Source organism: Candidatus Vallotiella hemipterorum, assembly GCF_910593725.1.
In the GTDB taxonomy this organism is placed as follows: Bacteria; Pseudomonadota; Gammaproteobacteria; order Burkholderiales; family Burkholderiaceae; genus Mycetohabitans; species Mycetohabitans hemipterorum.
The window spans coordinates 429840-442539 of record NZ_OU343031.1 but is presented as its reverse complement, the minus strand read 5'-3'; the positions used below and the strand labels follow the sequence as shown (position 1 = coordinate 442539).

Annotated in this window: 7 protein-coding genes and 2 rRNA genes; all 9 read right to left on the bottom strand. The window is 47.3% G+C overall.

The window, feature by feature from the left end; all coding sequences use genetic code 11:
- Position 1 precedes the first annotated feature (1 nt).
- The 9 genes from murD to KW136_RS01450 all read right to left on the bottom strand — a co-directional run bounded on the left by murD (position 2) and on the right by KW136_RS01450 (position 12584).
- Positions 2-1513 (bottom strand): UDP-N-acetylmuramoyl-L-alanine--D-glutamate ligase, encoded by a 1512-nt coding sequence (murD, locus tag KW136_RS01490; protein ID WP_216796659.1) that lies wholly within the window; start codon positions 1511-1513, stop codon positions 2-4.
- A 23-nt stretch (positions 1514-1536) separates the two neighbouring features.
- Positions 1537-2706 (bottom strand): phospho-N-acetylmuramoyl-pentapeptide-transferase, encoded by a 1170-nt coding sequence (gene mraY / locus KW136_RS01485; RefSeq protein ID WP_216796658.1) that lies wholly within the window; start codon positions 2704-2706, stop codon positions 1537-1539.
- 44 nt (positions 2707-2750) lie between these two features.
- Positions 2751-4145 carry a UDP-N-acetylmuramoyl-tripeptide--D-alanyl-D-alanine ligase gene (locus tag KW136_RS01480; protein WP_216796656.1) on the bottom strand — a complete coding sequence of 465 codons (1395 nt, stop codon included), beginning with the start codon at positions 4143-4145 and terminating at the stop codon, positions 2751-2753.
- The gene (locus KW136_RS01475) at positions 4142-5677 is read right to left on the bottom strand and encodes a UDP-N-acetylmuramoyl-L-alanyl-D-glutamate--2,6-diaminopimelate ligase (protein WP_216796654.1); all 1536 of its coding nucleotides are present in this window, start codon (positions 5675-5677) and stop codon (positions 4142-4144) included. The genes KW136_RS01480 and KW136_RS01475 overlap by 4 nt, the downstream gene beginning before the upstream one ends.
- Positions 5674-7464, bottom strand: coding sequence for a peptidoglycan D,D-transpeptidase FtsI family protein (locus tag KW136_RS01470; protein WP_216796653.1), 1791 nt, complete (start codon positions 7462-7464; stop codon positions 5674-5676). Before KW136_RS01470 ends, KW136_RS01475 begins: the two co-directional genes overlap by 4 nt.
- A complete protein-coding gene (gene ftsL / locus KW136_RS01465) occupies positions 7461-7808 on the bottom strand; it encodes a cell division protein FtsL (protein ID WP_216797398.1) in 348 nt (115 codons plus the stop codon). Before ftsL ends, KW136_RS01470 begins: the two co-directional genes overlap by 4 nt.
- Complete coding sequence (gene rsmH, locus KW136_RS01460; RefSeq protein ID WP_216796652.1) at positions 7805-8758, bottom strand: 16S rRNA (cytosine(1402)-N(4))-methyltransferase RsmH; 954 nt, start codon at positions 8756-8758, stop codon at positions 7805-7807. Before rsmH ends, ftsL begins: the two co-directional genes overlap by 4 nt.
- 703 nt (positions 8759-9461) lie before the next feature.
- Positions 9462-9575, bottom strand: a 5S ribosomal RNA gene (rrf, locus tag KW136_RS01455).
- 122 nt (positions 9576-9697) lie between these two features.
- A 23S ribosomal RNA gene (locus tag KW136_RS01450) occupies positions 9698-12584 on the bottom strand.
- Positions 12585-12700 lie beyond the last annotated feature (116 nt).

Here is a 12700-nt window from a genome sequence, read left to right as displayed (position 1 = left end):
ATTATCCTTCTTTTTCAGCGGCGATGTCCTTGATCTCTCTTCGGAATACCTGTGCGCGCTGTACATATCCGGAAAACATGTCTAAGCTCGCGCACGCAGGAGATAGCAGCACCGCATCCCCCGGCTGAGCAACAGACGCTGCAGCACGTGTTGCGGACTGCAGGCTTAAATGTAGAGTCAGTTGGACACTGGTATTAGCCAATGCCTCATACAATGTAGGAGCGTCCCGGCCAATTAACATCACGGCTCGGCAGTGGCGGGAGACTGCTGGCACCAGCGCCGTAAAATTTTGCCCTTTGCCATCACCACCTGCGATCAATACAATTCGTTGTGCAAGGCCTTCTAACGCCGCTACAGTCGCGCCGACGTTAGTACCTTTGCTGTCATCGAGATAGTCGACTCCAGCGATGGATCTAATCCATTCAACGCGATGCGGTTCCCCGCGATACTCGCGCAAGCCACATAGTAACGCTGAAACTGGCAGACCAATCGACTTGGCTAAAGCAACAGCGGCCATCGCATTCGAGGCGTTATGTAAGCCGCGGATGCGTAGAGAATCTATAGGTATAAGTCGATTAATCACGATATCGTACGCCCGGGCGGCGCTTTTGCGCCGCCCGGGCGTACGATACTCAGTAGATATATTATTGCTATCGCATGCTTCGACGAGCCAAGCGATATCTCCGTCGTATTGGATACCGTAGTCGCCAATATTCTGCGGCATATTAAGCCCAAAGGTCTGATATGCAACGGTAGCATCGCTAGTTGGTACGAATGCCATTACCCGAGCATCATCGCGATTCAAAACGCGCATCGTGCAAGGCCCAAAAATCCGACTTTTTGCCTTAATGTAAGCATCTAGCCCTTTGTGCCAGTCTAGATGATCTTGCGTAATATTGAGTATAATCGCTGCGTCAGGCTTAAATGTGTACGAGCTCTCTAGTTGAAAACTAGAGAGCTCTAGTACCCAAACATCGGGCATTTTTTTTGAGTCAATAGCCTCAGCCATCTTGTTGAGTATTGCTGGACTAATATTTCCGGCTACTGCAACGCTTTTACCAGCACGTTCGCATAGTAGCCCAGTGAGCGATGTAGTTATTGTCTTACCGTTCGTTCCGGTAATTGCGAGCACCTTAGGTTGGTAGCCATTTCTTGCTAGCATCCGCAACGACCGCGCAAAAAACTCGAGCTCACCCCATACCTCAATACTGTACTTACGAGCTGTACGAATTAATTCGGCTAAGTCTGTACTATACGGCGATAAACCTGGACTAATGCCAATTAATTCTACACCGTCATCAAGTAATGCTGGGCTAAATGCACCACCAACGAATTTAGCATTGATACCTAACTCTGCTAATCTAAAAAGATTTGGTGGCACTGCTCGGGTATCGGCTATGTGTAAGCGACAACCATAGCGTACACACCATCGAGCCATTGCTAGACCCGATTCGCCGAGTCCCAGAACAAGCGTCGTTGGGCGCTGTCTCTCTCTAAATTTCTTGCCAAACATTGTTTCTTTTTCTCGGTTGTTGGCTATCGCAATTTCAGTGTAGATAAACTAAATAGACATAGCATTAATGTAATAATCCAAAAACGGACGACAACTTGAGTCTCTGTCCATCCGGACAACTCAAAATGATGATGCAAAGGCGCCATCTTGAAGATTCGACGGCCTTCACTATAACGGTACTTCGTGTAACGAAACCACGTGACCTGTAACATTACTGAAATGGTCTCAGCAACGAACACGCCACACATAATAAGTAACACAATTTCCTGGCGTACTATCACTGCGATCGTACCAAGCGCACTACCAAGTGCTAAAGCACCAACATCTCCCATAAATACTTGAGCAGGGTATGCGTTATACCAAAGGAAAGCGAGTCCTGCGCCGCCTATCGCAGCGCAGAATATAAGTAATTCGCCTGCGCCAGGGATGTGAGAAAATAGTAAGTATCTTGAATAGATAGAACTTCCAATAACATAAGCAAATACACCGAGTACTGCAGAAACTAAGACGACCGGCATGATTACCAGTCCATCTAACCCATCTGTCAAATTCACTGCATTACTCGAGCCAACGATCACTAAATAGGTCAATATAATAAAGCCCCAGACGCCTAGCGGATAACTAATCCCCTTCAAAAAGGGTAGCGCTAAATCTGCTTGGACTGGCAAGCTGATTGAAAATCGACTATGCACCCACACCATAAACAAATCGAACATGCCTTCGTTATTCATCCCAGATACAGAAAATGCAAGATATACGGCAGCGAATAAACCGATTATTGATTGCCAAAAGTACTTTTCGAGCAATGACATACCGCGAGCGTCTTTATAGATAACCTTGCGATAATCGTCAATGAAGCCGATCATGCCAAAGCAAAACATAACCAGCATTACAATCCAGATGAAGCGATTTGTTAAATCACCCCACAGCAAAGTCGACATAGCAATACTTATCAAGATCAGCACACCTCCCATCGTTGGAGTACCTGATTTCATTAAATGTGTCGGCGGTCCGTTTTTACGCACGGCTTGGCCTATATTCATAGCAGAAAGCCTTTGTATTACTACGGGACCAAAGATAAGCCCAAGTAATAGCGCAGTAATAGTCGCCATCACTGCACGAAACGTCAGATAGTTGATGACACGCAGATAGCTTGCGTCGCCTTGCAGCCATTGCGCCAATACCAATAGCATTCGAAGTCCTTTTAATATGCCCTGGTTTTAACCAGCGAATCAGTTTACATAGGAGTGCTTAAAGCCCGAACCACACGCTCCATGCACATAAAACGAGAACCCTTAACCAAGATTGTCGCGCTAGCTGCCCCATGTAATGGGACGGCATCTTTATGCAGCAGCGCTGAAACGAGTGCATCAACTGAATCAAAATGATAGGCGTTCTGGCCGAATGCTATGCACGCATTTCGACTCGCGTCACCAAGCGCGTACATTACAGTGAGCCCGCGATTACGGGCATAAGAACCAACCTCGTGATGAAACGCGGGGCCATTTTTTCCAACTTCACCCATGTCACCCATCACGAACACGCGTGGTTCTGGACGCATAGCCAGAACATCGATTGCCGCACGCATTGAATCTGGGTTCGCATTATAAGTATCATCAATTACCATTGCACCGGCCCATGGCATTATCTGAGCCAGCTTAGTCTGCAGCCGCCCGTCAACCGGCTCGAAAGCTTCTAGCCCACGTCGTATAGCAGCCAGTCCAACACCAGCAGCAAGCGTCGCTGCGGTGGCGGCAAGTGCATTATGTGCGCTGGGCACACGTAACGATACCTCAAACATACCAGTTCGAGTCTTAATGCGTAGTGCACCAGTGTCCATAATCGTGCCTTGCACTGCTGCAGTGCTACTAGTACCAGGCCGACACATCGCAAAGTCTACGATAGGATTACCAGTAGCCGCCACTCGCCATATTTCTGTATACAGATCATCTGCGGGGAACACAGCCGTGCCACCCGGTGGCAGCGCATAGAGCACGTTAGCATGCTCTATAGCTACGCTCTCGACCGTAAGCATAAATTCTTGATGCTCGCGCTGCGCGTTGTTTACTAGCCCAATTGTAGGTCCAGCAATCCGAGCTAGCTGCCGTGTTTCTCCAGGATGATTTATACCGAGCTCTACGACGGCGAGCCGATGTTGCGGCCTAAGACGCAATAACGTGAGCGGCAAGCCAATATCATTATTTAGATTGCCTTGCGTTGAAAGCCACTGCGTGTGATGTGCGAGAGCGGCGGAAAAGATCGATGCGATCATTTCCTTAACCGTGGTTTTCCCGTTACTGCCAGCCACAATAATTAGTGGCAACGTGAATCTTCGACGCCAGCCAGCTGCAAGCTCGCCGAGCGCAGCCCGAGTATTGGCTACGCGTATTGTCGGAACATACCAATCTCTTGGGGTGCGTGACACTAACGCAGCAGCTATGTTGCGTTGCGATAGCTCTGACAAAAAATCATGTGCATCGAAACGTGCCCCCTGAAGCGCGACGAATAGGCTTGTTGGCCTGCAATCTCTAGTGTCAGTTGAGATATGTTCAAAAGTGATCGTATCGTCGTCGCCTAATATTATTGCACCATCGATTAGTGCTGCTGCCTCACGTAGCGTTAACATAATCATTCAGATTTTGTTTGAGCTTGAATAGCACATAATTCAAGCGCAAGACGTGCGTGATTTTGATCAGAAAACGGAAACTTTCTACCCATTACTTCCTGTGTTGTTTCATGTCCTTTTCCAGCGATTAGAACAACATCATCGGCAGCAGCGGCACGAACAGCATCGAGTATCGCGCTAGCGCGATACTCGATGATTCGTGCTCGTTTGGGTTCACGCATCGCGTCGACGATTTGCTTAATAATTGAAAGTGGCTGTTCACTACGCGGGTTATCGCTTGTTACGATAACGCTATCGGCAAGTCGTTCGGCAATTGCCCCCATTATCGGTCGTTTTACTGCATCACGGTCACCCCCACAACCAAAGACGCAGATAAGTTTTCCGCCTCGCTGAGTAGAAATTTGTCGTAGGGCCTCGAGCGTTTTTTCTAATGCATCCGGCGTATGCGCGTAATCAACAATTACTAACGGCTCACCCATATTTATGCGCCCTCCGAATTTCTGCATCCGGCCGTTAACTGGCTCCAACTGAGCGAGCTGCGATACTGCCGTGTCGAATGGTACGTCAGCAGCCAGTAGTACACCGAGGACAGAAAGCAGATTGGCTACATTAAATGCTCCTAAGGCGCTCACTTCGACCTCAGCGCGCCCCCAATCAGATAGCACGGTAAAAGCCGTTCCGGTGTTAATAGCACGGATTTCTATCGCATATAGCGAGGCATCGCTGTCCCTAGAGGGCAAAGATATGCCATACGAGATTACACGTACTCGCGTGGCCACATGCTTTATTAGCCGTCGCCCAACCTCATCGTCTCGATTAATGACTGCTGCGCGCAAACTCGGCCAATCGAATAGCCGTACCTTAGCGGATTCGTACGACGCAAGATCTTTGTGATAATCTAAATGGTCTTGTGTTAGGTTAGTAAAAACCGCGATGTCAAAATTGACTCCATTCACTCGCTCTTGATGTAGTGCATGAGATGAAACTTCCATAGAAACTGCGTGTGCGCCTAGTGAGCGCAGCACTGAAAGACTATGGTGTACCTGTGGTGCATCCGGGGTTGTAAACCCGGTATAGGAAAGATGCCCTAATAATCCAGTTCCTAATGTTCCAATAATCGCACAAGGAATGCCACTGCTGCTCAACGCCCCTGCAATCCAGTGATTAGTTGTGGTCTTACCATTAGTACCAGTTATGCCAACTACTAGCATGCCGCAACTTGGCTTGCCATACCATGCACTCGCAATATAGCCAGCAAGCTGCTTAAGTTCAGGGATTTCAAGCACTGGCAGGTTAATAGGGGTCTGCTGACCAGCTTGAACGAGCACCGCTGCCGCGCCACGCTGTAGTGCATCCACGATATAAAGATGACTGTTTGTGTCGTCCAGTGTATACGAGATGAATACATCACCGTTGCATACCGCACGACTATCTACATGCAGTTGTGCATGAGGCGCAAGAAGGCGGGTGCGCAACCATGCGAGTACCTCGGCAGTTGCATTCTCGATTTGCTCTGGCGTCAGCGGAAAGCGACTCATCGAATAGTCCTTTGCGACGCGCCTACCTTGGTAATTGACTGAGAGTCTTTGCCAACTATAATCTGGTTATATGACATATTAGGAGGCACATTTAGCAAACGCAGGGTATCGCTAACAATCTCTGAAAATACGGGACCAGAAACCCGTCCACCGAAGTGACTTCCAGCTGTTGGCTCATCAATAGATACTGCTACAACGATACGCGGATGCGGCAGCGGTGCTATACCAATAAATGATGCTCGATACTTACTATGGTCATAGCCCCGTCCTACGTGCTTATATGTAGTGCCGCTTTTGCCGCCGACACGGTAGCCCGGCACCGCCGCGTCAGGCGATGTACCGCCTAACTGTGTCACAGTTTCCAGCATCGACTGGACCTGATGCGCCGTGGTAGCTGAAAAAACTTGTATGCCTTGGGGGGCGTCGTCGTTGTTACCCCGGATCAGAGTAAGGGGAATAACACGGCCATCATGCGCGAGCGCAGTATAAGCACCCCCCAGCTGAAATAGCGACGCAGATAAGCCATATCCATACGATATTGTTGCCTGCTCGATTCGACGCCAGTCCTGCCAAGGATGTAATCGTCCAGCTGCTGCGCCAGGGAAGTTGATCTTCGGCGCCTGCCCGAGTCCGATGCTCATGTACATATTCCACATTTCCTCAGGCCTTAACCGCATCGCGATTTTTGTCGCGCCGATATTACTAGACTTCTGAATGACGCTACTGATAGTTAAAATGCCAAAGCTAGCCTCGTCTGTAATTGTCGAACCATCCAATATAAAGTACCCACTTCCGGTATCAACTAATGTCGTAGGCGACACGCAGTGTAGATCTAGTGCTAGTGATATAATAAACGGCTTCATAACTGAACCGGGCTCAAATACGTCAATTAACGCACGATTACGTAACTGTTGGCTAGTAATGTGCGATCTGTCATTCGGGTTATATGTTGGATAGTTAGCTAGCGCAAGTACTTCGCCCGTCTTCGTGTCAATAACAATCGCACTGCCAGCTTTCGCCTTAAACTGAGTAACTGCTGCTTTAAGGTTGGCAAACGCGATATACTGGATTTTTCTATCTAGCGATAATGCAATATCCGAACCATTGCGTGGTTTAACTGACTCACCAACATCATCGATAATACGTCCCATTCGATCTTGAATCACGCGGCGGATACCCGGGACACCTGCTAGCTCTTTCTGGTTCGCCAGTTCTATTCCTTCCTGTCCTTCGTCTTTAATATTAGTAAAGCCGATCATATGCGCGGTAATCTCACTTTCCGGATAAAAGCGTTTATATTCGTGGCGTGCGTATATACCGGGGATATCTAGTGAGACCACTCGTTGAGCTATTTTTAATGATACCTGCCGTTTTACATAGACAAATGTCTTGTCTCTCGACAACTTTGCCCGCAGTTTTTTTTCACTTATTAAGAGCAGCCTGGAAAGCTCTGCCCATTTATTTTGGCCCAAATCATGCGGCACTAATTTAGGAATAGCCCAAATCGCCTGAACTGGCACACTTATAGCCAATACTAGTCCATTACGATCTAGGATCCTGCCGCGAGTGGCAGGCAACTCTATGGTTCTACGGTAGCGGCTTTCACCTTGTTTTTGATAAAATGCGCTACCTGGTCCCTGAATCCAAAATGCACGCACTACTAGTATAATAAACGCAATAAATAGAAGAAATACGACAAGCCTAGAGCGCCACATTAATAAGTGAACTGAGCATACGGAGGCTGATGAGGGAAACACACGACTGCGATCATAATCTGGCAGTTTCATTGGACTGTTTCTGCCATAAAAATTGACGTCTGGAGACCAGATGCTGTCGCTCTTGTATCGCTTGCTTGTGGAGAGTCCTGCACTAACTGAGTACAATCTAAAACTACTGGCCGCATATTTAAATCGGCTGTAGCAATACGTACAATTCGTAAGGTTTTAGATAGTACACTTTGTTGGTATTGTAATTCCGCATTGTTTAAGTGTAGCTCATACTCTTCAAACTGGGCATGCTGAAGATCAATAAACACCTCGCGTTGCCTGTTCGTTGCGTTCACGACCGACAACGCACAACCCACCTCTAGGGTAAGCATAACAATAAGCAGGGAAAAATTAAGCCGGCTTATTCTAATACCCGCTCGGCAATACGCATTACGGCAGATCTAGCACGTGGGTTAGCTACAACCTCTGCTTCGCTAGCAAAAACACGCCCTAGAATACGTAGCGGTGGAGTAGGTAAATCCGCTACCCGAATAGGTATGTAACGGTTTATAGCTGGAGCGCGCGAGTTCGATTGTAGGAACCGCTTGACAATACGGTCTTCTAGAGAATGGAAGCTGATAACCACTAAACGCCCCCCTTGCTCTAACGATTCTAATGCGGTCTCGAGAATTATAGGTAGCTCTGAAAGCTCTTGATTAATATGAATCCGTATTGCTTGAAAGGTACGGGTAGCTGGGTCCTGACCTTTCTCGCGAGTCTTAACAGAGCGCCCAACAATCTTAGCAAGTTCACTTGTACGCTCAAGAGGACCAAGATACCTAGATGCTGCGCGACGAGCAGAAATCGCCTTTGCAATCTGAATCGCAAACCGCTCCTCCCCGTAATCCCGTATCACCCTGATTAACTCCCGCTCGTCCACATGCGCAAGCCATTGCGCAGCGGACTCACCGCACGTCGGATCCATTCGCATATCTAGTGGACCGTCATGACGAAAGCTAAAACCTCGAGCCGGATCATCAATTTGTGGCGATGACACGCCCAAATCAAGTAATATACCAGATAGACGGATATTTCCGTATGACGTTAGTACTTCTCGTAATTTCGTGAAGCTACCGTGAACGACATCTAGGCGTGAATCAGCAACCTGGTATGCTGCCTGGATAGCCTGAGGATCTTTGTCGAATACAATCAATCGAGCGCCGGAATCAATCCGGGTAAGCACTAAGCGACTATGATGTCCTCGGCCGAATGTTCCATCAATATAGATTCCATTAGTGCGCGTGATTAGAGCGTTAACCGCCTCATCTAACAAGACTGGACAATGCCATCCCAGATTTTTTATTGCTAAAGCCATCCGATACTCTGGAATAAAAAGTAAAGTTTTTAAGATGTTAGATATATTGCGGCATCAAAATATACTTTTTTGTATACGTGTACACCCCCATAATACGAAATAACTACTTATATTAAGCAATATCACCTCATGTCTGCACTATAGGTTTATAGCACAGGCAACGCTAGTGCAGGCAAGATAAATATCCGGCCTATCGCATTAATATCTAGCGCGTTATAGAGGAAAATCTTGCATTACTTTTTACACTGATCCGAAACTGTAGAAATCTTATTGCTGGCGTATTCCTATTTAGCTTACAACATAACAATAGATAGTTTTTAGGGCGTTGAATACAAATTACTTAGGTTGTATATATTCAGACGGAATCTTTAAAAAACTCGTCTAAAGCAACATGCGCATGTTCTCATTAAAGTATGTAGCTAACAAAACTTTCCATACCTTTATTAATAAGTATATACACATACTGTACGAACGTGCTTTATTACAGAAGTTACCTCTATAAAACATTAGCATACTTTGTACATTATTTTATTTTTTATATAAATTATTTAGGTAATACAAAATGTTAGGAACTATAGTTAGTGAACTAAGTAAATTAAATCCGCTAATGATCGGTACTGTATTTATTAATTAAACTCGTTAATTAATAAATACAGTACGCCCGTTTCTATATCTGAAACGGGCGTACTGGCACAAAATAAAAGCCTGACAATTACCTACTTTCACACGGGCAATCCGCACTATCATCGGCGTGAAGTCGTTTCACGGTCCTGTTCGGGATGGGTAGGAGTGGGTCCAACTTACTATGGTCATCAGGCAAAAAGAAAAGAGTTAGTTATTGTTTGATTCTATACAGCATATAGTACAACAAATCTGGAGAAAAGCAGTCGGTAGAGGTTAGCATAAATTAACGACAAAACATTAAAACGGACTAGTTATAGGATCAAGCCTTACGGGCAATTAGTATCGGTTAGCTTAACGCATTACTGCGCGTACACACCCGACCTATCAACGTCCTAGTCTTGAACGACCCTTTAAGGGGATCAAGTCCCCGGGGAAGTCTTATCTTGAGGCAAGTTTCCCGCTTAGATGCTTTCAGCGGTTATCTCTTCCGAACATAGCTACCCGGCAATGCCACTGGCGTGACAACCGGTACACCAGAGGTTCGTCCACTCCGGTCCTCTCGTACTAGGAGCAGCCCCTCTCAAACTTCCAACGCCCACGGCAGATAGGGACCAAACTGTCTCACGACGTTTTAAACCCAGCTCACGTACCTCTTTAAATGGCGAACAGCCATACCCTTGGGACCGGCTACAGCCCCAGGATGAGATGAGCCGACATCGAGGTGCCAAACACCGCCGTCGATATGAACTCTTGGGCGGTATTAGCCTGTTATCCCCAGAGTACCTTTTATCCGTTGAGCGATGGCCCTTCCATACAGAACCACCGGATCACTATGACCTGCTTTCGCACCTGCTTGACTTGTCGGTCTCGCAGTTAAGCACGCTTATGCCATTGCACTATCAGCACGATTTCCGACCGTACTTAGCGTACCTTCGTACTCCTCCGTTACGCTTTGGGAGGAGACCGCCCCAGTCAAACTGCCTACCATGCACGGTTCCCAAACCCGATTCAGGGTTCTAGGTTAGAACTTCAAACAAACCAGGGTGGTATTTCAAGGACAGCTCCATGCGAACTAGCGTTCACACTTCCAAGCCTCCCACCTATCCTACACAGATCGGTTCAAAGTCCAATGCAAAGCTACAGTAAAGGTTCATGGGGTCTTTCCGTCTAGCCGCGGGTAGATTGCATCATCACAAACACTTCAACTTCGCTGAGTCTCGGGAGGAGACAGTGTGGCCATCGTTACGCCATTCGTGCAGGTCGGAACTTACCCGACAAGGAATTTCGCTACCTTAGGACCGTTATAGTTACGGCCGCCGTTTACCGGGACTTCAATCAAGAGCTTTCACCCCATCATTTAATCTTCCGGCACCGGGCAGGCGTCACACCCTATACGTCCACTTTCGTGTTTGCAGAGTGCTGTGTTTTTATTAAACAGTCGCAGCCACCAGTTTATTGCAACCCTTTTACCCTTCTGGCGCAGGCCAGTTAGGCTAATAGGGCGTACCTTATCCCGAAGTTACGGTACCAATTTGCCGAGTTCCTTCTCCCGAGTTCTCTCAAGCGCCTTAGAATACTCATCCCGCCCACCTGTGTCGGTTTGCGGTACGGTCTTGTTAGACTGAAGCTTAGAGGCTTTTCTTGGGACCACTTCCAATTGCTTTGCAGCTTAAAAAGCCGCTTGCTCTACATCCTTGAATTATGACGCCCGGATTTGCCGAAGCACCTTCTTTAATGTAGAGACCGGGACTTCCGACACCCGGACAACTTTCTGCGATCCGTCCCCCCATCGCATCTAACAATGGTGCAGGAATATTAACCTGCTTCCCATCAGCTACGCATTTCTGCCTCGCCTTAGGGGCCGACTCACCCTACGCCGATGAACGTTGCGTAGGAAACCTTGGGCTTACGGCGAGGAGGCTTTTCACCTCCTTTATCGCTACTCATGTCAGCATTCGCACTTCCGATACCTCCAGCGCATTTCTCAATGCGCCTTCACAGGCTTACGGAACGCTCTCCTACCATACGTACTTGCGTACATATTCGCAGCTTCGGTAATTAGCTTAGCCCCGTTACATCTTCCGCGCAGGACGACTCGATCAGTGAGCTATTACGCTTTCTTTAAAGGATGGCTGCTTCTAAGCCAACTTCCTGACTGTTTTTGCCTTCCCACTTCGTTTCCCACTTAGCTAATTTTAGGGACCTTAGCTGGCGATCTGGGTTGTTTCCCTTTTGACGTCGGACGTTAGCACCCGGCGTCTGTCTCCCGTGATTACACTCTTCGGTATTCGGAGTTTGCTATGACGAGGTAATCCGCAATGGACCCCTCAACCATGACAGTGCTCTACCCCCGAAGGTGATACACGAGGCACTACCTAAATAGTTTTCGGAGAGAACCAGCTATTTCCAAGTTTGTTTGGCCTTTCACCCCTATCCACAGCTCATCCCCTAACTTTTCAACGTTAGTGGGTTCGGTCCTTCAGTGCGTGTTACCGCACCTTCAACCTGGCCATGGATAGATCACTTGGTTTCGGGTCTACGCCCAGCAACTAATTTGCCCTATTCGGACTCGCTTTCGCTACGCCTTCCCTATTTGGTTAAGCTTGCTACTGAACGTAAGTCGCTGACCCATTATACAAAAGGTACGCCGTCACCTTTTACAAGGCTCCGACTGTTTGTATGCATGTGGTTTCAGGATCTATTTCACTCCCCTCTCGGGGTTCTTTTCACCTTTCCCTCACGGTACTAGTTCACTATCGGTCGATCACGAGTATTTAGCCTTGGAGGATGGTCCCCCCATCTTCAGACAAGATTTCACGTGTCCCGCCCTACTTATCGTATCCTTAGTTCTACACCTTAGTTTTTACTTACAAGGCTATCACTTACTATGGCCGCTTTTTCCAAAGCGTTTAGTTAACTAGAGTGCTAAATGATACAGGCTGATCCCATTTCGCTCGCCACTACTTTGGGAATCTCGGTTGATTTCTTTTCCTACGGCTACTTAGATGTTTCAGTTCGCCGCGTTCGCCTCACATAACTTATAGATTCAGTTATGGATGGTCTATACAGACCGGGTTGCCCCATTCAGACATCTGCGGATCAAGGCTTGTTTACCAGCTCCCCGCAGCTTTTCGCAGGCTACTACGTCTTTCTTCGCTTGTGATCGCCAAGGCATCCACCACATGCACTTACTTGCTTGATCCTATAACAAGTCCGTTTTTAATAGACTTGTTAAAGTCTAAGTTTTGTGTTGTGCAATACTTTTTAAGTATTTTAATTAACTTAAAAAGTAAATGATTCTACCCATCTATTTTTACA

What these genes read in the sequence shown, in the direction of transcription:
- KW136_RS01475 (WP_216796654.1), bottom strand. Translation starts at nt 5,677, where the DNA reads ATGAGTCGCTTTCCGCTGACGCCAGAGCAAATCGAGAATGCAACTGCC.
- KW136_RS01480 (WP_216796656.1), bottom strand. Translation starts at nt 4,145, where the DNA reads ATGATTATGTTAACGCTACGTGAGGCAGCAGCACTAATCGATGGTGCA.
- mraY (WP_216796658.1), bottom strand. Translation starts at nt 2,706, where the DNA reads ATGCTATTGGTATTGGCGCAATGGCTGCAAGGCGACGCAAGCTATCTG.
- murD (WP_216796659.1), bottom strand. Translation starts at nt 1,513, where the DNA reads ATGTTTGGCAAGAAATTTAGAGAGAGACAGCGCCCAACGACGCTTGTT.
- rsmH (WP_216796652.1), bottom strand. Translation starts at nt 8,758, where the DNA reads ATGGCTTTAGCAATAAAAAATCTGGGATGGCATTGTCCAGTCTTGTTA.
- KW136_RS01470 (WP_216796653.1), bottom strand. Translation starts at nt 7,464, where the DNA reads ATGAAACTGCCAGATTATGATCGCAGTCGTGTGTTTCCCTCATCAGCC.